The following is a 21,234-nucleotide window of genomic DNA, read 5'->3' as shown; positions in this document are numbered from 1 at the left end:
GCCAAACCATCATCCGGGCTCAGCGGCCGGGGGCCTTGTCCAGCGGGAAGGCGAAGAGATCGCGGCGATAGGTCTCGACCACCAGGCTGAACGGCACGCCATCCCCCCGTGAGAGGATGGCCCTATGCTGCAGCACCCGCTCGGGGATCGCCAGCGGCTGGTCACTGCTGGTGAGGGTGGGCATCTGCATCTCCCAACCGGTCGGCAGGGGGGCCCACAGCAGGGTGGAAGAGAGGGTCCGGCGGCTGAAGTTCAGCGCCTTGACGGCCAGGCCAAACGGGGTATCGCTGGTGTCGAGGAGCCGGTTCATCTCGGGTGTGAGGCGGCTTTGCACGTACCAGTTGTCCGCTTCGGAGAAGACATGATCGCCGCAGGCGAGCTGTACCCGGCGATAGCCGACGGGCTCGTCGGCCGCGATCTTGAGCTGCTCGCGGACGGCGGCATCGGCCGGTTTGCGGGTATCCAGATCACGCAGGGCGCGGATGCGCGGCTCACCGGCCATCCGGTGGTCGGCGCACCAGTTCTGCAGGGTGACGGTGGCGCTCGGGTTGCTGAGCAGGGTGGCATTGAGGGTCTGCAGCAGCGCCTGCGCCTTGAGACGGGTGACGGGGGTGTCGGGCCAGCTTGCGGCGACGCTTTCCTGCGCCTGCGCGGCGCCATGGCACAGCAAGGCCGCCAGCATTATTACTCGGATCTTCATGTTTCTCTTACCCTTTCTACTTTGACGCCGGATTGTAACCGCGCGAGGGCCGAAGACCACGCCTTTATGCCCAGAGCCGTCGCCAGCGACCATGCCGCTAGATCTGGCTCGCCCCCCGTTCGCGGATAAAAAAAGCCTGCCAGCGGGCAGGCATTTTCGTTCCTGAATACAGCTTATTGCAGCTTGATGGCGCCCAGGTAATCTCCCTTGCCGAGCTCGACCCCGGCCTGTCGCAACAGGGCATAGGTCATGGTGAGGTGGAAGTAGAAGTTGGGGATGCCGTACTCGTGCACGCAGGTGTGACCGTCCATTCCCTTGCCACCGGCCCAGTAGGGGGTGTAGTGGCCGCTCGCATACTGGCTGAAGTCGGCATCCAGCTTGCTCTGCAGATAGGTGAGGGTCTTGGTCACATGGGCGCGCAGATCCGCCATGGTCTTGGGGTCATCCCCCAGCACCGGCGGCTCGCTCAGGCTGGCGGTGGCCACCACGGCACGGGCGCTGTCGCAGCAGATCAGCACCTGCTTGGCCAGCGGCAGCATGTCGACGATGAGCCGCTCATTGAAGAAGTTCTCCACGTTGAACTTCTTGGCGGCGGCATGGGCCTCGGCCTTGGCCAGACAGTGGTCGAGGTTGGTCAGCATCTTGATAAACTGGGCGGCGATCTCACGATTCATAATGCGCTCTCGGTTGGTTGAAGGCGGTTGCACGAGCGGCATCCACTATAGCGTATCCCCCCGTTTGTTCGAGCCCGCCCCCGCAAAATGCCGGCCCCGGCCAGCTGCCCAGCGACAGGATTGGACGGCCCCTGCGGCTGCCGATATGCCGAGGCCCTCTTTGGCTCTTTTTTGATCTGTGACATGCATCACTCTTTGGCAGGGGCGTAGGCTGATTCGCGCAGCCCGGGCATGCCGCCGGGCACCACAAAAGGAGAGTGCCATGAAAATCTATGACCGAAACCGCAATGCTCTCACACCGGGTCAGCGGGTGATGATCGCCGCCACCGGCGCCGTCGACGTACTGAAAGAGGCCCACACCGACAACCTGACCCCCTATCAGGCCGAGCACGAGCAGTGCGTGCTGCTGGCCAACTCCCGGGAGCGCTACGCCCCCATCGAGTTGATTAGACTAGGCTGATACCCGGCGTTACCTGTCACCCTACTCTTTACAATTCACCCGGCCGCCACGCCCCGTTGGGGCCGGGTTTCTGCTCTCCCTTCCCTATGTTCCCCGTGTCTACGCTGGTTCGAGCAAGGATGCGTCAATCAACCTTGCCCCTGCGGCTCCGGGCAGCATGATGGCGGCCACCCATACGATTGATTACCAGTAGTGAATTTTGATATTCATTTGATGCTATTTCAGTGCACTTTCCACCGCCCTAGACTGCTCATCGAACCTTAACGAGGAGTCTTGTATGAAACTCACCCATATCACTTTGCTAGCCGGCACCATCGCTTCGGCCCTCTCTTTCAACACCTTCGCCGGTGACCTGGTCTCGGTGCAGTTCAGCGATGGCCGCCCCGCCGTGACCGGGGTCGAGGCGGTCAACAAAGCGCTCAACCCCATCGGCGTCAACGTGGTCACTGTCGACATTCCCGAGGCCGCCAGGCCGCTGCTGGAGGCCTCCCACCGCCGCGCGTTGACCAAAGCGGAGCACGGCGCCCTGATTGCAGCCTTCAACCTGAGTCAGGGGGAGCTGCTGGAGCAGGCCAGGCTCGCAGGCCGCGAGCCAGCGGTGCAAGGTGGTGGCGTCGCCACCGAAGAGACAGGCGTCGGCCCCTACCCCAAGGTCTATGACCTGATGGCGCTGGACGAGCGCACCCGCAGCGCCGTGCTCGGCAAATATGGCCGCATGCACGTCAACTCTGCGAAAGACGGCACCGATATCGACGAGGTGATGACGGTGGTCAGCGGCGGGCCGTTCCGCTGGGGCTTTACCCTCAAAGACGGCAGCATCGCCCGCTTCCAGATCGACAAGGTGGGCCTTGAGGACAAGGCCGTGCGGATCAGCTATCACGGGCTGGGCATGCACGCCGGACTGATGGATGCCAAACAGGGGCTGCTGGTGGCCTTCGCCCACGGCCCCAGGGAGTTCACCATGCGCTACCAGGCCGACGTGCCCCACGCCCAACTGCTCGGCACCAACCCCTGGGCCGATGTCGGCATCAGCCTGCCCCCCACCCCCAGCAAGGTGCAATAAGCCTTCGCGCGGCACCGGGCGGTCGGGTCAAGGCCCTGCCGCCCTTGTTGCATATCTCTCTTTCCTGGCGCCCGGCGAACCGGATTGGGTGAATTCACCGCGCCATGATGGCACCATCGTTTACCAGTGGTGAATTATCGGGGGCAGGATGAACAAGATCACGGCGCTGAACGTCTTTCGCCGGGTGGTGGAGATGGGCACCTTCAGGGCAGCGGCAGATGACCTGCACCTTTCACAGGCGGCGGTCAGCAAGAACATCAACGAGCTGGAAGCCTATCTCGGCATCGCCCTCATCAACCGCACCACCCGGCGGCTGAGCGTCACCGAAGCCGGCATGACCTATTACCGCCAGATATGCGCCGTGCTGGACGGCCTGGACGCCGCCGACCAGTCCATCATGGCCACCTCTTTCACCCCCAGGGGCAGGCTGAGGATCGGCATGCCCATGTCCTACGGGCTGATCCGGCTCAACCCCCTGGTCTGCGAGTTTCAGCGCCGCTATCCGGCGATCGGTATCGAGGTGATCCTGAGCGACGCCTATATGGACCTGGTGGATCAGGGGCTGGACGTGGTGATCCGGGGGGCTGGCACCCTGGAGGACTCCACCCTGCGCGCCAAACCCCTGTGCCAGGTGCAGCGGGTGCTCTGCGCCGCCCCCGACTATCTCAAAGAGGCGGGTCAGCCCGCCCACCCGGAGGATCTCAAAGAGCACAACTGCCTGCGCTACAGCCTCTCCTCCTCCCCCGATAAGTGGTGCTTTAGCCGGGCAGAGGAGAGCCTGGCGGTGGACGTACGCCCCGCCAGCTTCTGCGCCAACAACGGCATCGCCCTCAAACAGGCAGCGTTGCAAGGGCTTGGGGTGATCCTGGTGCCGCACGAGTTCGTAGCGAACGAACTGGTGGACGGCACCCTGGTGACCCTGCTCCCCGACTGGCAACCCGACTCCCACGCCCTGTTCGCCGTCTACCCCTTCCACAAGGAGCAGTCCCCCAACGTGCGGCTCTTTATCGAATTTATCGTCAAAGCGTTTCAGCTGAGGTGAGCCCGATAGGCGGATGCCTGTTGGAACCCGCCTGCATGTAGGTTCGATTAGCGAAGCGTAATCGCACCTACGGCCTTGCCAACCCTCTTGCCTACGCCCACACGCTTTTCTGCCCCCGAGTTACCGCCAAGAGCGACATGTTGGTTCGATTGACCAAGCGTCATCGGGCATATGGGGAGCTAGACGGGTGCCCGCATCTGAAGATGTGTCACTCGTTGACACCCTGCCTGGGTGATTGTTGATCACCAAGCTTCGTGCGAGACTCGTCATCGCGTTATCCAGGGACAATTGAGACCAGTATGGACAACGTCGCCTTGACGACCCCTCTGTCCTGACAAGCCAGAAGGCCAGGGCCAAAAACAGGCCCATCCCATGATGAGGCAGCAAAACAGTCATCAGGACATGACGAGGGTACAGGGCTCAATGACATGACGCAGGAGCCTGCAAGATCACCCCCTCTCCATGACCAGACACAGGGGAGCAAACATGAAGGATCAGGCTGCAACCGTACTCTGCTTTGAACATGTCACTATCGCGAGAGACTGCATGGACACGCTCCAGGCGCTGGGGTTTAACGTGATTCGCATCGCCTATTCTGCCGAGGTGTTTACCAGGCTGCCATTTCTCAATTTTGATTACCTCTTCAGCATCAACTTCAACCCCCTCCTCTCTCAAGCGGCCGAAGCGTTGCGCAAGCCCTACATCGCCTGGGTGGTCGATACGCCTTGCTATGGCATGCATCATGACGCCATCTCCAACCCCCTCTCCTTCACGTTTGTCTACGACCTTGCCGTAGCAAGCAGGCTCAAGGAGCGGAGCAATGGCAACGTCTACTACCTGCCGGTCGCCATCAACGAGCAGCGCCAACTGCCAGCCGAGCCGGGTTATGATCACGATATCTCCTTCATCGCCAACCTGACCCCGCCGGAATACCAGACCCACATCAAGCCACGGCTGGCCCCGGGACCGCAGCAAACGCTGGAAGAGTTGATTGGGCACATCGATGCGCACCTGGAGGGGCGGCCCCTGACCGCACAACTCACGGAATCTCATCTACGGCTTGTGAAAGAGGTGTACCCGCTGAGCGGGCTACCCTACCTGAGCGAATATGAAAAACTGGCCTATCTGCTGGGCCGTGAACACTCCTATCGTGAAAGGGTGTCCTGTATCCAGGCTCTGGCGGCCCGGTTTGAACGGGTCGCCGTGTACGGAAACCCGGAGTGGGCGACACACACGCAGAGCTATTGCGGATACGCAGAACATTACCAAGCGATGCCACGCCTGTTTCAACGCAGCAGGATCAACCTGAATCTGGTGCGCAGTTTCGTCGAGTCGGGGCTCCCCATGCGGGTGTTTGATATTCTTGGCGCCGGTGGATTCATGGTGACCAACGACAAGGAGGATCTGCACCATCTCTTCACCCCGGGCAAGGATCTGGTGATCTTCCGCGACAAGCAGGATCTGCTGGAGATCTGTCGCTATTACCTGAGCCACGAGGAAGAGCGCGCCGCCATCGCCGCCCATGGGCAGCAGACGGTGCTGACCCACCACACCTATCGAGCGCGCCTGATCAGCTTGTTCCAGACTGTCCAGAGTGAGCTGGCAAGCATGCAACACCCTGACGTAAAAGCGCATTCGAATAACTGACGGCCCTGTTTGATATCAGACGCTGAGTGGCCATACCCCCTGTCAGCCCGTGCAGGTTCGATCAGCGAGGTGCAATCGAACCTAAGTCCCTGGCCTGCGTAGCGTCAGCATCCATTTAGGCATCAATGACAAGCGGCATGCCGCGGTTCGCTGCACCGTCCAAGTGCCGCGCCATGCCGGTAAATTGCCGGAATATTGAATCCCGTCACACCGGCAGCGGTTTGAGTGGTTGCCCGGCCACAAAGCCTCATGCGAACCTTTAAATCCCGTTAACCCACTAAAACCAAACACTATGTTCAGGCAAATAATGATGAGTGCTGCCCTGCTGTCGGCGGCGCTGCTTTCCGGTTGTGCTTCCGTTCCCATGGCCGATGCCACCGCAGACGCGCAGGCCAAGCAGTTTGTGGCGCCCAAAGATGCGGCCAACCTCTATATCTATCGCAACGAAACCTTCGGTGCGGCGGTGAAAATGCCGCTGCTGGTGGATGGTGTGGCGGTCGGCGACACCGTGGCCCACACCTATATCCTCAAGCAGGTGACGCCGGGTAGCCACACCATCACCTCCAAGTCGGAGAACGACGCCACCCTGACCCTCAGCACCGAGGCGGGCAAAAACTACTACGTCTGGCAGGAGGTCAAGATGGGCCTGCTGATGGCCCGCACCAAGCTGAGTCAGGTCAGTGAAGAGGAAGGCAAGCAAGGGGTGATGGAGAGCAAGTTGGTTAAGTGACCAGATATTTCCCCTAACAAACACGGCGTAGCCTTATCAGCTACGCCTCTGTCAGAAAGGTGGGTGGCCCATATTTCCTGTCCGTGTAGGTTCGATTAGCGAAGCGTAATCGGACGATCGCGTAATGGAACATCCGCGTAATCATGGCCTGCAAGCAGATCGAAGTGAGGCAAGGCTATGCTTGGCTTTTCGGCCGAGGCGAGAGGAAGGGTATGGCCAACTGGCGGCGGGCATGGTGGCCCGGAGGAACCTGGTTCTTTACCGTCAACCTGCTGGAGCGGCGCAACAACCGGTTACTGGTGGAGCAGATCGACCTGCTGCGCCACAGTGTTGCCAAGGTGCAACAAGATCACCCCTTCACCATCCACGCATGGGTGGTGCTGCCCGACCATCTCCACTGCATTCTCTCTTTGCCGGAAGGGGACACCGATTTCCCCCTGCGTTGGCGGTTGATCAAAAGCCACTTTTCTCGCGCCTTGCCGGTGAACGAGCGCCGCAGCCAGACCCGGTTACGCAACGGGGAGCGGGGCATCTGGCAACGTCACTACTGGGAACACCTGATCCGGGATGAGCGGGATTACCGCCACCATATGGATTATGTCCATATCAACCCCCTCAAACATGGTCATGTCACACGGGTGGCCGATTGGCCGTATTCCACCTTCCATCGTTATGTGGCGAGCGGCATCTATCCGCCGGATTGGTGTGGATCGGTGGATGGGGTGTTGGAGGGATTGGAGTAAATCCCTAAAAGGGTTGTTCTGTTGTAAGCGTCCGATTACGCGATCGTCCGATTACGCTTCGCTAATCGAACCTACGGCCCTGATGGCCCGCTACCACCGTCTATCAGAAAGATGGATATCCCAGTTTTTTCACGCTTAATATTTATCTTTCCAAAAATCTAATTGTCTCGGCGACAATGACAAATCACCGATAAATAAATCCTCATCAGGACTTTTTTTAAAAGACTTGCTCTCTATTTTCCTTTTAACTAAATCAATACGTTCCTTTGTAATAAAAAGGGAGCGGTAGTTATTTTTTTCATATGAAATTATATCGCCTTCAGAAAAGATGCTTAATGAATACAATATATAATCACATATTTTATACCCTAAGATATCAGCATGCTTACCTATTATTGTTCTAAAAATCCTAACTATTGAGCCAAGGGAATTCGGGTTTTTGGAAAGCACTAACTCTAGCCTCCCACGAATCAAATCTGAAAAGTATTTCTCCCCACAAATAATTTTTTTATCCTGCACATCATATAATATGGAATCCCAAGACATGAGTGTGGTATTTAAAATGCTTTCTATACCTGTATAAGTAATCATGTCATTTTTAATAGCCCATGTATCTCTAATAGACCAAATATCAATATCCCATAGCCCGAGATGCACACGAAAACCACCAAATTTGTTCTTAGTTAAGCTCTCTGGATTATGTGATATCAGGAATGAGTAAATTTCATCCCGAGACGCATCAACAACTAAGTCTATATCTGATTTAAAAGCGGATAGACCAAGGGTGGCAATATCTCTAATCATCCCACCAAAAATGTAGACTTTTTGTGTTTTTGATATTGAAATGAGAAAGTCTACCGCAGAGTATCGTTCGTTTTTTTTATAATCAAAAAAACGCCCAATACGTTTCTGCAGTGAGGACTTATTCTTAACAATACTCATGCTTGTACAACTTAATTAGCTCATCATGCAAAGAAATAAGATATCCGTCAGTCATACCTGAAATCGCATCAGTTAGGAGCTGAGCCTCTTTATACCAAATAGGGAGTGTATTATCCTTTGATTCAAATACACGCCTATAATTTTCAGAAATCTTTCCATAAACATATCTGCCAAAAACGGTTTGAGATTTATGGCTTTTTTCTATAGCTCCGTGTATACCAACCCAAAGCATGTCCATTAAATTATTAATGTAGTTAAAGCCATGAAGTTCTAATTTCAGCACTGACTTATGCTGGTAACCTAATGTACTATCAAATCCTTTGAGAGCCTTACAAAGCAAAGCACCATTCGACTTGCTGATTATATCCTTAAGGTGAAGTGAAGTGAAATTATCAGAAAAATAAACTACAACACTATCAATAAGTTCAGCTATTGCAAAAACTCTGAACATTTGCATACTCAGATCATTTAGTTCTGAGGGGGAAACACCTTCTTTCTTATATGCATTATTTTTACTTATACTTTTAGTCACCACACGTTCTAGCAGCTCGATTTGTGCCTGACTGAATTCAGCAGTGGTTTTCGCCTTAGTTAAAGTGGATTGCAGCTCATCCATTAAGTCATGGAAGGATGCTAAACCTTTCTTCACTATATCTTCTGCATCCAAAACGGAATATGCAATATCATCACACGCCTCCATAATATATGTAAATGGATGCCTAACTCCCTCGCCTAACCCAGTTTTAGCCCACACATCACTTACAATATCTTTTTCAGATAAAAAGAAGCCATGCTTTTTCCAAGGATGCTCGCTTTTGGTCGCCGAACTTAGTGGATATTTAATAAGGCCTGCAATTGTAGCGTATGTAAGGTTAAGCCCATAGTTATCATTCAGTATCTGCAGACGTGTAAGTAAACGTAGTGTTTGAGAATTACCATCAAACTTAATGAAATCATTCATCATGAAAGTTTCTTCTGGTGGAACCAAAAGATTATCTTTGTTCCTAAAAAACCATTTCTGTATTGCAACCTCCCCCTGATGACCAAATGGAGGGTTACCAAGATCATGAGCTAAACCAATTGCAGCAAGAAGTGAAGGAACATCTCTTCTTATTTGATCAGTAATAGATGGGAATATTTTTTCGTGTAACTCGAATACAAGCCGGGTACCAATACCTCTAGCTAAATTCGAGACCTCATAGGAATGTGTTAACCTCGTCCGGACGCTATCGTTAGGCTCTAAGGGAAAAACCTGAGTTTTATCTGCTAATCTTCTCGTTGGTGCACAGAACAAAATTCTGTCAAAATCTCTTTCCAACTCAGTTCTGCCAAATGCAGTACCTGTAGAAGGTTGACTTGGGTTGTTATCTTTCCGTCTCTCACTATTTAGCAATACATCCCAGTTCATACGCGACCTACTCAGAAATGTTCTTGTCAATGTGACACATCTTAAATCAATTCTTTGGATGCTGCGACAGATGAACTAGGTATCACAATCGCAGCCATCACAAAAACACTATCTTCTTTTCCTTCTTATGATGGAACGTGTTGCTGGTACTGAAATGTTCATAACTATACGAAAAGATGAACTAAATCCAGACCAGTAATAATTGAATGAAAGACACAGATTACAGCGCCTCAAGGCGGGCATACGCCGTCACCAGCCACTTGGCGCCGACGTCGTCGAACTGGATCTGCACCCGGCTCTGCTGGCCGACCCCTTCGAAGTTGAGCACTATCCCCTCCCCGAATTTCGGATGGAGTACCCGCTGGCCAAGCTTGATGCCGCTGGCGTCAAAGCTCTGCTGCACCTCGTTCTGGCTAAAGCGGCCATATTGCGTGGGTCTGCTGACCTGGGTGCGCAGCCGGATCTCTTCCAGGCACTCGGCGGGCATCTCGCGGATAAAGCGGCTCGGCTTGTGGAACATCTCGCGGCCGTAGATGCGGCGGCTCTCGGCATAACAGATGTAGAGCTTCTCCATGGCGCGGGTCATGCCGACGTAACAGAGGCGGCGCTCCTCTTCCAGGCGGCCCGACTCCTCGGTCGATTGCTGGCTGGGGAACATGCCCTCTTCGACGCCGACCAGCAGCACCAGCGGGAACTCCAGCCCCTTGGCGCTGTGCAAGGTCATCAGCTGCACCGCGTCGGCATATTCGTCCGCCTGATTCTCGCCGGATTCCAGCGCCGCGTGGGCGAGGAAGGCGGAGAGATCGCTCATGTCTTCCAGCTCGTCAGGACGCTGGTACTGACGGCAGGCGGTGACCAGTTCGTCCAGGTTCTCTACCCGCGCCTGGGATTTCTCGCCTTTTTCCGCCAGATACATGGCCTTGAGGCCGGAGTGCTGGATGGCGATATCCGCCTGCTGGTGCAGCGGCAGCATGGAAACCTGCTCCTCCAGCGCGTCGATCAACTCCACAAAGCCGCGCACCGCGTTGCCGGCGCGACCGGTCAGCACCTTGTCGTTGAGCAGCGCCTTGGCCGATTGCCACAGGTTCTGGCCCTGATCGCGAGCGTTGTTGCGCAGTATCTCGAGGGTGCGATCGCCGATGCCGCGGGTCGGGGTGTTGACCACTCGCTCGAAGCTGGCGTCATCGCCCCGGTTGTTGATGAGGCGCAGGTACGCCATGGCGTCCTTGATTTCCTGGCGCTCGAAGAAGCGCAAGCCGCCATAGATGCGGTACGGCATGGCGTCCTGCATCAGCGCCTCTTCCAGCACCCGTGACTGGGCGTTGGAGCGATAGAGGATGGCGCAATCGGCGAGCAGGCCACCTTTCTCTTTCCAATCCTTGAGGCGGCCGACCACGAAGCGGGCCTCGTCCACCTCGTTGAAAGCGGCGTACAGCGAAATCGGCTCACCCTCGGCCCCCTCGGTCCACAGCTCCTTGCCAAGGCGCTCGGCGTTGTTGGCGATGACGCAGTTGGCCGCTTTCAGGATGTTGGCGGTGGAGCGGTAGTTCTGCTCCAGGCGGATGGTCTGCGCCCCCTGATAGTCGGTCAGGAAGCGCTGGATGTTCTCGATCTTGGCGCCGCGCCAGCCGTAGATGGACTGGTCATCGTCGCCGACGATCATCACCTTGCCGGTGTCGCCGGCCAGCATCCGCAGCCAGGCGTACTGAATGCCGTTGGTATCCTGGAACTCGTCCACCAGGATGTTCTGGAAGCGGTCGCGGTAGTGCTCGAGGATGTGGGGCTTGTTGAGCCACAGCTCGTGGGCGCGCAGCAGGAGTTCGGCAAAATCCACCAGACCGGAGCGATCACAGGTCTCCTGATAGGTCTTGTAGATCTGCTGATAGGTGCGGGTGACAGGGTCGCCGTAGAGGTCGATGTCGCCGGGGCGCAGCCCCTCGTCCTTCTTGCCGTTGATGTAGCCCATCACGGCGCGCGGGGCCCAGTGCTTCTCGTCGAGGTTGAGGGCCTTGAGCACCCGGCGAATGAGGCGGTACTGGTCGTCGGAGTCGAGGATCTGGAAGTCCTGCGGCAGCCCCGCATCCAGATGGTGGGCCCGCAGCAATCGGTGGGCGATGCCGTGGAAGGTGCCGATCCACATGCCGCGCACGCCGTCGCCAATCACCTTCTCGACCCGGCCGCGCATCTCGGCCGCCGCCTTGTTGGTAAAGGTCACCGCGATGATGGAGAAGGGTGAACAGCGTTCCACCTGCATCAGCCAGGCGATACGGTGCACCAGCACCCGGGTCTTGCCCGAACCGGCACCGGCCAGCACCAGCAGGTTGCAACGGGGGGCCGCCACCGCGTCTCTTTGCTTGTCATTGAGCCCGTCGAGCAGGGTTGAAACGTCCATCACCACTCCTGTTTATTTATACAGGCGGGGATTATACGACCTGCGGCGCCACAGACCAAATCGGCGTAGGGGTGATCACCACGGCCCGGTTTCTTGTCACCCCGGCCGAGGCGTTCCAACCGAGAAAAATCCATCAGCTGGCACCATTGGAAGCCACTTTTTGGCCGACTTAAGGAAAACGCTTGCTTATAACCTCATGAATACAAACAGAAATGTCATTTGGAGCCAATTATTCACAGAATTTAAATCTAAAAACAGGCATCAAAACAACAACTTATAAAGTCATTTGCTTATATTTCAAACCGTTAACGCAAACGTTTTTCCTTTATGATCTCCTTGACCCGTACCACGGCTCACTTACAGTTAGCCGGCGTGCTTTATGGCCTGCCCCGGCAGGTTGTGGACCCTCACATAACAATCAAGGATACGATCGTGACTAAAGTGCTCAAGCTGGCCACCGTTGCCGCCCTCACTCTCGCTGCCCTTTCTGCCCAGGCAGCCTCCCAGCCCGCCGTCATCTACGACACCGCAGGCAAATTCGACAAATCGTTCAACGAAGCCGTGTTCCGCAATGGCGTCGAAGTCTACAACAAGGACAAAGGCGTCAAGGTCAAGGAGTTCGAACCCCAGAACGAAGCCCAGCGCGAGCAGGGTCTGCGTCGTCTGGCCAGCCGTGGCAATGGCCCGATCGTGGCCGTCGGCTTCAACATGGGTTCCGCGGTAGAGAAGGTCGCGACCGAGTTCCCGAAAACCCAGTTCACCATCATCGACATGGTGGTCGACAAGCCGAACGTCCAGTCCGTCATCTTCAAGGAGCATGAAGGTTCCTTCCTGGTAGGCGCGCTGGCGGCCATCGCCTCCAAGAGCGGCAAGGTCGGCTTCGTGGGCGGCATGGACATCCCGCTGATCCGCAAATTCGAGTGCGGCTACGAGCAGGGCGCCAAGTACGTCAATCCGAAGATCGAAGTGTTCCAGAACATGACCGGCTCCACCCCGGCGGCGTTTGCTGACCCGGCCAAGGGTGCGGAACTGGCCAAGTCCCAGTTCGCCAAGGGCGCCGATGTTGTCTATGCCGCCGCCGGCGGTACCGGCATCGGTGTTTACCAGGCCGCCAAGGACGAAGGCAAGCTGGCCATCGGCGTGGACTCCAACCAGAACCACCTGCAACCGGGCACCATGCTGACCTCCATGGTCAAGTCGGTGGGCCTCGCCGCCTACCAGACCTGGGATGACGCCGCCAAGGGCACCTGGAAACCGGGTATCAAGAACCTGGGCCTGGCCGAGGGCGGGGTGGATTGGGCACTCGACAAAGACAACGAGAAACTGATCACCCCCGAGATGAAAGCCAAGGTGGAGGCCATCAAGGCCGAGATCATCTCCGGCAAGGTCAAGGTGCACGACTATATGAGCGACAGCACCTGCAAATACTGAGTAACCGCTACTACTCTCAACCCAACGACCGGCCCGCACGGGCCGGTTTTTAGTCTCTTTTCATGACCCGCAAGGACTGCATCATGGACCAGACAGATCGCTATGCCATCGAATTAAGGGGTATCGATAAGCGGTTTGGCGAAGTGTACGCCAACAAGCAGATCGACCTTAAGGTTCGTAAAGGCAGCATTCACGGCATCGTCGGCGAAAATGGCGCCGGCAAGTCGACCCTGATGAGCATCATCTACGGTTTCTACCACGCCGACAAAGGCGAGATGTTCATCGACGGCAACCCCTTCAAACCCCATGGCTCACAAGATGCGATCGCCGCAGGCGTGGGCATGGTGCACCAGCACTTTATGCTGGTGAACAATTTTACAGTGTTAGAAAACGTCATTCTCGGCGCGGAAAACGGCTGGCACCTGGGCCAGAGCCTGGCGGCGGCCGAAAAGCTGCTGGGCGAGCTGGCACGGGACTATGGTCTCGAAGTGCCGCTGCACGAGAAGGTCGAAGATCTGCCGGTGGGCCTGCAACAGCGGGTCGAGATCCTCAAGGCGCTCTATCGCGGCGCCCGCATCCTGATCCTGGACGAGCCGACCGGGGTACTGACCCCGCAAGAGGCGGATCACCTGTTCGAGGTGCTCAAGAAGCTGCGCGATCAGGGCGCCACCATCATCCTCATCACCCACAAGCTGCGCGAGATCCTGGCCATCACGGATCAGGTCTCCATCATGCGCCGGGGTGAAATGGTGGCCCACGTCGCCACCAGGGATACCGACAAGGAGCAGCTGGCCGAACTCATGGTGGGCCGCAAGGTGCGCCTCAAGGTCGACAAGGGGCCGACCCAGCCTGGCGACGCCAAGCTCAAGGTCGATGGCCTCAGCTATGTGGACGACGCCAGGGTGGAGCGGGTCAAATCCGTCAGCTTCGAGGTGCGGGCCGGTGAAGTGGTCGGCATCGCCGGTGTCTCCGGCAACGGCCAGTCCGAACTGCTCAGCCTGCTCGGCGGCATCCTCAAGCCAAGCAAAGGCAGCTTCACCATCACCGGCAACGGTCAGGCCCACGAGGTGAGCGTGAGCCACCCGGCCGACCCGGAGCGGGTGCGCAACTTCGGTCTCGGCCACGTGCCGGAAGACAGACACAAGATGGGTCTCATCAACCGCTTCGAGGCGAAAGAGGCCTTCATCCTCGGTTATCACCGCCGCCCCCAGTACAACAAGGGCTGGCTGCAGAACAAGGAGGCGATCCTGCAGGATTGCCAGGCCAAGATGGACAAGTGGGACGTGCGCCCGCCCCATCCCGAGCACAAGACCGCCAACTTCTCCGGCGGCAACCAGCAGAAGCTGGTGATCGCCCGGGAAGTGGAGCAGGACCCGGACGTGCTGCTGATCGGCCAGCCGACCCGCGGGGTCGACATCGGCGCCATCGAGTACATCCACCAGCAGATCATTGCCATGCGCGACAAGGGCAAGGCGGTGCTGCTGGTCTCGGTGGAGCTGGACGAGATCATGAGCCTCTCTGACCGCATTCTGGTCATCGCCGACGGTCGCATCGTCGGTGAGCTGGATGCCGCCAAGGCGGATGAGCGCACCATCGGTCTGATGATGGCGAACATAGTTCCTGACGAGGTGGCGGCAAGCCAATCACAAGGAGCCACATCATGAAGGTCACCGCCACTTGTAACGGATTCGGCCTGCTGATGGTCAACCCCCCCGTCTCCGACCAGATTGCCAAGGAGGCTCGCCCATGAGCCAAGCACGTATCCCTGCCTGGATCTCCGTGGGCGTACTGCCCGCGGTCAACATCCTGCTGGCCTTCCTGGTGTCGGCCATCCTGTTCTACTACCTCGACATCAACCCGGTCGATGCCGCCGAGATCATGTGGTACGGCGCCTTCGGCACCGGTGAAGGGGTCGGTTTCACCCTCTACTACGCGACCGGCTTCATCTTTACCGGTCTGTCGGTGGCGGTGGCCTTCCACGCCGGCCTGTTCAACATCGGTGGCGAGGGGCAGGCCTATATCGGCGGCCTCGGCGTCGGTCTAGTCTGTCTGCTGCTGGGTGACTCCCTGCCATTTGCCCTGCTGCTGCCGCTGGCCATCATCGCCGGCGGCCTGTTCGGTGCGGCCTGGGCCTTCATCCCGGCCTGGCTGCAAGCCAAGCGCGGCAGCCACATCGTCATCACCACCATCATGTTCAACTTCATCGCCGCCTCCCTGATGGCCTACCTGCTGGTCGAGGTGTTCAAGCCGGCGGGCTCCATGGCCACCGAGAGCAAGGTGTTCGCTGAGGCGAGCTGGCTGCCGAAGATGAGCGAACTGGCGGGGGCATTCGGCATGGAGATGTCGAACAGCCCGCTCAACATCAGCTTCTTCTGGGCACTGCTCTGCGCGGCCCTGGTATGGGTCTTCATCTGGCATACCCGCTGGGGCTACGAGATCCGCTCGGTCGGCGCCAGCCAGAGTGCGTCCGCCTATGCCGGCATCTCCTATCCCAAGGTGGTGATCCTGGCCATGGTGATCTCCGGCATGCTGTCGGGCTTCTTCGCCCTCAACGTGCTGCAGGGTGAACTGCACCAGATCAAGCTCAACTTCGTGGAAGGGTTCGGCTTCACCGGTATCGCAGTGGCGCTGATGGGACGCAACCACCCGGTCGGCGTCATCATCGCCAGCCTGCTGTTCGGCTTCCTCTATCAGGGCGGCGCCGAGCTGAGCTTCGAGTTCGGGGTGGACCGCAACATAGTGGTGGTGTTGCAGGGTCTGGTGATCCTGTTCTGTGGCGCCCTTGAGCACATGATGCGTCCGCGCATCGAGCAGCTCTATCTGGCGTTTGCCAACCGCTCTGCGCAAGTCAAGGGGGCCTGATCATGTTCGAAATTCTGATCCTGATGCTGGATGCCACCATCCGCACCGCGCCACCGTTGATCCTGGCGGCCATGGCCGGCATGTTCTGCGAGCGTTCCGGGGTGGTCAACATCGCCCTGGAGGGCAAGCTGCTGGCGGCGGCGTTCGCCAGCGCGGCGGCGGCAGCCGTCTCCGGCTCTGCCTGGATTGGGCTGGGTGCCGGGGTGGGTGTCTCCATCCTGTTCGCCCTGATGCACGGCTTTGCCACCATCACCCACCGCGGTGATCAGGTGGTGAGCGGCATGGCCATCAACATCCTGGCGGCCGGCCTCACCGTCACCCTGGGCCGTTACTGGTTCGATCAGGGCGGCCAGACCCCGGCACTGTCCGGCGCGGCCCGCTTCGCCCCCATCGACCTGCCCTATGCCAAGGAGCTGTATGACGTGCCTGTCGTTGGCCAGCTCTACAGCGAGCTCTTGAGCGGCCACTCCCTGCTGGAGTACGTGGCGTTCGCCGCCGTGCCGCTGGCCTGGTGGGTGCTGTTCCGTACCCGCTTCGGCCTGCGCCTGCGGGCGGTGGGCGAGGCACCGGCAGCGGTAGATACCGCCGGTATCTCGGTGGTGCGCATGCGCTACACGGCGCTCATCATCGGCGGCCTGCTGGCCGGCATCGGCGGCACCTACCTGGCGGTGGCCCAGACTGCCCAGTTCATCCCCAACATGAGCGCGGGCAAGGGCTTCATGGCGCTGGCGGCGCTGGTGTTTGGCAAGTGGCGTCCCTGGAACGCCATGGCGGCCTGCCTGCTGTTCGGTTTCCTCGATGCGGTCGCCATCCGGCTGCAAGGGGTCAGCATCGGTGGTTTCCCGATCCCGGTGCAGGCCATCGAGGCACTGCCCTACATCCTGACCGTGTTCCTGCTGGCCGGCTTCATCGGCAAGGCGGTGGCACCCAAGGCGCTCGGCACCCCCTACGTCAAGGAGCGGGAATAGCGCTCCCCTTGATACCATGCAAAAGGCCCGCACATGCGGGCCTTTTTTATTGAGCGAAGTCAGCCGACGGGGCGCACCAGCGCGGGCTGATGGGGATCGCTCAGCCGCTCCGCCAGATAGTCCACCAGCAGCCGCACCTTGGGAGAGAGATGGCGGTTGTGGGGATAGAGGGCCCAGATCCCCTCCGCCGGCGCCCGCAGTTCCGGCAGCAGCTCGATAAGCTCGCCTTGGGCCAGGTGGTCGCTCACGTAGTAGTCCGGCAGCTGGATGATGCCGATCCCCTTGAGCGCCGCATCCAGCAGGGCGTGGCCGCTGTTGCAGTGCAGCAGGCCGTGCACCCGCACGCTGTGGGGGCGGCCATCCAGGGTGAAGTGCCACTCGTCGCTGTTGCCCACCAGGCAGGTGTGGCGGGTGAGTTCGGAGAGGCTGTTGGGCATGCCGTGGCGGGCGGTATAAGCCGGCGAGGCACACACATAGGGCACCCGCTGCGCCAGCTTGCGCGCCACCAGGCTGGAATCCTTGAGGTGGCCGAGTCGCAGCGCCAGATCGTAGCCCTCGTGCACCAGATCCAGCAGCTGGTTGGTGAGGTTGAGGGTCACCTCCAGCTGGGGAAAGCGCACCATGAAGTCGTTCACCAGCGGGGCGATGCGGCTCTCGCCGTAGGAGACCGGGGCCGTGATGCGCAGGGTGCCCTGCGGCACAGCCTGATGGCGCCCCACCGCCAGCTCCGCCTCGTAGAGGTTGTCCAGCAACTGGCGACAGTGGCGATAGTAGATCTCGCCGAGCTCGGTGAGCCGCACCTGACGGGTGGTGCGCAGCAGCAGCTTGGCCTGCAGACGATCCTCCAGCTGTGCCACCTGCCGGCTCACTTGCGCCACCGACACCCCCAGCTTGCGCGCCGCCGGGGTAAACCCCCCCTGCTCCGCCACGCTGACAAATTCACAGATCCCTTCCCAGCCGAACATTATTACCTGTCTGTAAAAGTGATTTCAGATTTCGCCTTATTATCACCAAATAAGCGGGAAACTACACTGATGTCCGAACCCATTCTCCTCACGCTGCTCAACAATAAGGACATCCGTCATGGCACAGGTTCAAAGCATCAAGTGTAAGGCCGCCATCGCCTGGGGCCCGGGCCAGCCCCTCTCCATCGAAGAAGTCGAGGTCATGCCGCCCCAGGCGGGCGAAGTGCGGGTACGCATCGTCGCCACCGGCGTCTGCCACACCGATGCCTTCACCCTCTCCGGTGAAGATCCGGAAGGGGTCTTCCCCTGCATCCTCGGTCACGAGGGGGGCGGCATCGTCGAATCCGTCGGCGAGGGCGTCACCAGTGTCAAGGTGGGCGATCACGTGATCCCGCTCTACACCCCCGAGTGCGGCGAGTGCAAATTCTGCAAATCCGGCAAGACCAACCTGTGCCAGAAGATCCGCGCCACCCAGGGCAAGGGGCTGATGCCGGACGGCACCACCCGCTTCTCCAAGGATGGCCAGCCCATCTATCACTACATGGGCACCTCCACCTTCAGCGAGTACACGGTACTGCCCGAGATCTCCATCGCCAAGGTGGACCCGGCCGCCCCGCTGGAAGAGGTCTGCCTGCTCGGCTGCGGCGTCACCACCGGCATCGGCGCCGTGATGAACACCGCCAAGGTGAAAGAGGGTGAGAGCGTCGCCATCTTCGGGCTGGGCGGCATCGGCCTCTCCGCCGTGATCGGCGCTCGCCTGGCCAAGGCCGGCCGCATCATCGCCATCGACATCAACGAGAGCAAGTTCGAACTGGCCCGCAAGCTGGGCGCCACCGACTGCATCAACCCGAACGACTACGACAAGCCCATCCAGGAGGTGATCGTCGAGCTCACCGACGGCGGCGTCGACTTCTCGTTCGAGTGCATCGGCAACGTCAAGGTGATGCGCGCGGCGCTGGAGTGCTGCCACAAGGGCTGGGGCGAGTCGGTCATCATCGGCGTGGCCGGCGCCGGCCAGGAGATCAGCACCCGTCCGTTCCAGCTGGTCACCGGCCGGGTCTGGCGCGGCAGCGCCTTCGGCGGAGTGCGCGGTCGCAGCGAACTGCCGAGCTATGTACAGCGCTACATGCAGGGCGAGTTCAAGCTGGACGACTTCATCACCCACACCATGGGGCTTGAGCAGATCAACGAGGCGTTCGATCTGATGCACGAAGGCAAGAGCATCCGCAGCGTCATCCACTACTGAGCATGATCACCCCGCCCGCCACCGTGGGCGGGGTGCAGGAGTTCCCCCGATGAATCTGGACATAATCAGCAGCAACAAGAGCTTCGGCGGCTGGCACAAGCGCTACAGCCACGCCTCCGAGGTGCTGGGTTGCGAGATGCGCTTCGCCATCTATCTGCCGCCCCAGGCCCTCACCGGCCAGAAGGTGCCCGTGCTCTACTGGCTCTCCGGCCTCACCTGCACCGATGAAAACTTCATGCAGAAGGCGGGCGCCCAGCGCATCGCCGCCGAGCTCGGCATCGCCCTGGTGGCGCCGGACACCAGCCCGCGCGGCGAAGACGTCGCGGACGACCCCGGTTACGATCTCGGCATGGGCGCCGGCTTCTACGTCAACGCCACCCAGCATCCCTGGCGCGATCACTACCAGATGTACGACTACATCACCCGCGAGCTGCCCGAGCTCATCGAGACCCACTTCCCGGTCTCGACGAAACGCGCCATCAGCGGCCACTCCATGGGTGGTCACGGGGCGCTCATCGTCGCTCTGCGCGAGCCAGGTCGTTACCGCTCGGTGTCGGCCTTCAGCCCCATCAGCCACCCGAGCCGCTGCCCCTGGGGCCAGAAGGCGCTCGGTGCCTACCTCGGCAACAACCCCTTGCTGTGGCAGGAGTGGGACGCCTGCCAGCTGCTGCGCAATGAGTCGGTCAAACCACTGCCGACTTTGGTAGACGTGGGGCTGGACGATCCCTTCCTGGCCGAACAGCTGCACATCGACGCCCTGGCCGATGTGGCCGCCAGCAAGGAGTGGCCGCTGGAGCTCAACCGCCACCCCGGGTACGATCACAGCTACTACTTCGTGGCGAGCTTCATCGAGGCGCACCTGCGCTTTCACGCCCGCCACCTCTGATCGAAACAGGCCCGTCACGGGCCTGTTTTCTTCTTGTCGGTGGACAAGACCATTCAGCTGCCCTGCCGGCTCACCTCGCCGGAGCCGGCGATCTCGCTCTGCAGCACGGGATCACCCCAGTAGCTGACCGAGCCAGAGCCGGCGATGCCCACCTTGAGCCGATCCTGCGCCCGAACCTCCACGTCGCCGCTGCCGGCGATATTGACCTCCACCTCGCGACCCTTGAGCCCGGTCCCCAGCACATCCCCCGAGCCGGCGATGTTGAGCTCGACGGCCCTCGCCGTGCTGTTCCCCAGATCCAGGCTGCCTGTGCCCGCGATGTTGCCCTCCAGCCGATCCAGTTCGAGCCCGTCGGCAACGATGTCACCGACCCCGGCCACCGACAGCACCAGCGCCTCCCCCTTGAAGCCGCGCAGCTCGCCGCTGGCAACCCCTGCCAGCGCCAGCTCATGAAGCGCGGGCAGGGTGATGGTGATCTCCAGCGGTTCGGTCGGATCGAGCCGGTAGCCGTCCTTTACCTCGATCTCCAGCTTGTCGCCCCGCTCGCTCAGCACTAGGTAAGGCAGCAGGTTCTCCTGCCCACGGATGTGTACCCCGCGCGGCTCACCGGCCACCAGATGGACACTGGCAGGCACCCCGGCCAGCACCCGGGTCACCTGCCGGCCCATCCCGTGCTGCTGCTCGATCACGGCCCCCGCCCCGCTCACCCGGGTATCATCCAACCAGCTGCACCCGCTGAGCCCGACCGCCAGCACCACGCCCATCATCCATTTCATCGCCACTCTCCTCATTGTGTATTGGCCAGTCGCGGCCCCTTGGTCAGCATCCATCGCAAAGCCTGTGCCAGTTAATCAACCGCATGATTTTCAAGAAGATATCCATTTTCACTCCACATGGGCACAGCAAAGAGAGAGTCATTCAGACCATAAACTGGCGAATCTGACCATCCCCGAACGGGCAGGCGGAGGGTTGGCTGGCGAGCCGTTCGCGGGGTCGCTATGCTGACAAGCCGTGGAAGTTTTTGGTTGCCGAACCGGTCTGTTGAGCCAATAGTGATACTTTGTGCGTACAAAGC

The 21,234-nt window shown here is 59.3% G+C and carries 19 protein-coding genes; 12 read left to right on the top strand and 7 right to left on the bottom strand.

Translation table 11 applies throughout. The annotated features are described in order from the left end of the window. Positions 1–19: 19 nt before the first annotated feature. Positions 20–685: a hypothetical protein gene (locus tag ACB031_RS18870; RefSeq protein ID WP_371140083.1), complete on the bottom strand. Its 666-nt coding sequence runs from the start codon at positions 683–685 to the stop codon at positions 20–22. A gap of 188 nt (positions 686–873) precedes the next feature. After that, positions 874–1,374 (bottom strand): DUF1993 domain-containing protein, encoded by a 501-nt coding sequence (locus tag ACB031_RS18865; RefSeq protein WP_213344305.1) that lies wholly within the window; start codon positions 1,372–1,374, stop codon positions 874–876. A gap of 262 nt (positions 1,375–1,636) precedes the next feature. Between ACB031_RS18865 and ydfZ the strand changes: the two genes are divergently transcribed. The 6 genes from ydfZ to ACB031_RS18835 all read left to right on the top strand — a co-directional run bounded on the left by ydfZ (position 1,637) and on the right by ACB031_RS18835 (position 7,059). Continuing rightward, positions 1,637–1,834, top strand: coding sequence for a putative selenium delivery protein YdfZ (gene ydfZ, locus ACB031_RS18860; RefSeq protein ID WP_010635475.1), 198 nt, complete (start codon positions 1,637–1,639; stop codon positions 1,832–1,834). Positions 1,835–2,111: 277 nt separating this feature from the next. Further along, positions 2,112–2,897 carry a hypothetical protein gene (locus tag ACB031_RS18855; protein ID WP_371140068.1) on the top strand — a complete coding sequence of 262 codons (786 nt, stop codon included), beginning with the start codon at positions 2,112–2,114 and terminating at the stop codon, positions 2,895–2,897. A gap of 148 nt (positions 2,898–3,045) precedes the next feature. Beyond that, the gene (locus tag ACB031_RS18850; protein ID WP_371140067.1) at positions 3,046–3,939 is read left to right on the top strand and encodes a LysR family transcriptional regulator; all 894 of its coding nucleotides are present in this window, start codon (positions 3,046–3,048) and stop codon (positions 3,937–3,939) included. Between the two features lie 486 nt (positions 3,940–4,425). Then, positions 4,426–5,586, top strand: a complete 1,161-nt coding sequence (locus tag ACB031_RS18845; RefSeq protein WP_371140066.1) for a glycosyltransferase — start codon at positions 4,426–4,428, stop codon at positions 5,584–5,586. 292 nt (positions 5,587–5,878) lie between these two features. Further along, a complete protein-coding gene (locus ACB031_RS18840; RefSeq protein WP_124250699.1) occupies positions 5,879–6,316 on the top strand; it encodes a DUF2846 domain-containing protein in 438 nt (145 codons plus the stop codon). A gap of 212 nt (positions 6,317–6,528) precedes the next feature. Then, a complete protein-coding gene (locus ACB031_RS18835) occupies positions 6,529–7,059 on the top strand; it encodes a transposase (protein WP_371140065.1) in 531 nt (176 codons plus the stop codon). Between the two features lie 135 nt (positions 7,060–7,194). Here ACB031_RS18835 and ACB031_RS18830 read toward each other — a convergent pair whose 3' ends face one another. From ACB031_RS18830 to uvrD, 3 genes are all read right to left on the bottom strand, one after another. Continuing rightward, positions 7,195–8,001, bottom strand: a complete 807-nt coding sequence (locus ACB031_RS18830) for a hypothetical protein (RefSeq protein ID WP_371140064.1) — start codon at positions 7,999–8,001, stop codon at positions 7,195–7,197. Continuing rightward, positions 7,988–9,409: a deoxyguanosinetriphosphate triphosphohydrolase family protein gene (locus ACB031_RS18825; protein WP_268037831.1), complete on the bottom strand. Its 1,422-nt coding sequence runs from the start codon at positions 9,407–9,409 to the stop codon at positions 7,988–7,990. Before ACB031_RS18825 ends, ACB031_RS18830 begins: the two co-directional genes overlap by 14 nt. Positions 9,410–9,629: 220 nt before the next feature. Next, entirely contained in the window at positions 9,630–11,801 is a 2,172-nt protein-coding gene (gene uvrD, locus ACB031_RS18820; RefSeq protein ID WP_371140063.1) for a DNA helicase II, read from the bottom strand. A gap of 432 nt (positions 11,802–12,233) precedes the next feature. Here uvrD and ACB031_RS18815 point away from each other — a divergent pair, with 432 nt between their 5' ends. From ACB031_RS18815 to ACB031_RS18800, 4 genes are all read left to right on the top strand, one after another. Beyond that, a complete protein-coding gene (locus ACB031_RS18815) occupies positions 12,234–13,232 on the top strand; it encodes a BMP family protein (protein WP_024943029.1) in 999 nt (332 codons plus the stop codon). Positions 13,233–13,315: 83 nt separating this feature from the next. After that, on the top strand, positions 13,316–14,896 hold the full coding sequence (locus ACB031_RS18810; RefSeq protein ID WP_054543849.1) for an ABC transporter ATP-binding protein: 1,581 nt from the start codon (positions 13,316–13,318) through the stop codon (positions 14,894–14,896). Positions 14,897–14,978: 82 nt separating this feature from the next. Next, positions 14,979–16,094, top strand: a complete 1,116-nt coding sequence (locus ACB031_RS18805; RefSeq protein WP_005307647.1) for an ABC transporter permease — start codon at positions 14,979–14,981, stop codon at positions 16,092–16,094. 2 nt (positions 16,095–16,096) lie between these two features. Next, positions 16,097–17,062, top strand: coding sequence for an ABC transporter permease (locus ACB031_RS18800; protein WP_024943032.1), 966 nt, complete (start codon positions 16,097–16,099; stop codon positions 17,060–17,062). A 59-nt stretch (positions 17,063–17,121) separates the two neighbouring features. On the opposite strand, the gene ACB031_RS18795 is transcribed toward ACB031_RS18800, so the two are convergent. Beyond that, positions 17,122–18,027 (bottom strand): LysR substrate-binding domain-containing protein, encoded by a 906-nt coding sequence (locus ACB031_RS18795; protein ID WP_005307641.1) that lies wholly within the window; start codon positions 18,025–18,027, stop codon positions 17,122–17,124. A 118-nt stretch (positions 18,028–18,145) separates the two neighbouring features. Between ACB031_RS18795 and ACB031_RS18790 the strand changes: the two genes are divergently transcribed. Both ACB031_RS18790 and fghA read left to right on the top strand, forming a co-directional pair. Beyond that, positions 18,146–19,273, top strand: a complete 1,128-nt coding sequence (locus ACB031_RS18790; protein WP_005307638.1) for an S-(hydroxymethyl)glutathione dehydrogenase/class III alcohol dehydrogenase — start codon at positions 18,146–18,148, stop codon at positions 19,271–19,273. 49 nt (positions 19,274–19,322) lie between these two features. Next, on the top strand, positions 19,323–20,159 hold the full coding sequence (gene fghA / locus ACB031_RS18785) for an S-formylglutathione hydrolase (RefSeq protein WP_371140062.1): 837 nt from the start codon (positions 19,323–19,325) through the stop codon (positions 20,157–20,159). Positions 20,160–20,212: 53 nt separating this feature from the next. Here the strand turns inward: fghA and ACB031_RS18780 are convergent, their stop codons facing one another. Continuing rightward, positions 20,213–20,935 carry a head GIN domain-containing protein gene (locus ACB031_RS18780; RefSeq protein WP_371140061.1) on the bottom strand — a complete coding sequence of 241 codons (723 nt, stop codon included), beginning with the start codon at positions 20,933–20,935 and terminating at the stop codon, positions 20,213–20,215. Between the last annotated feature and the right edge of the window lie 299 nt (positions 20,936–21,234).

This window comes from Aeromonas sp. S8(2024) (assembly GCF_041403085.1).
Taxonomy (GTDB): Bacteria; Pseudomonadota; Gammaproteobacteria; order Enterobacterales; family Aeromonadaceae; genus Aeromonas; species Aeromonas dhakensis.
The sequence above is the reverse complement of the archived record's forward strand: the minus strand, read 5'-3'. Positions and strand labels throughout refer to the sequence as shown.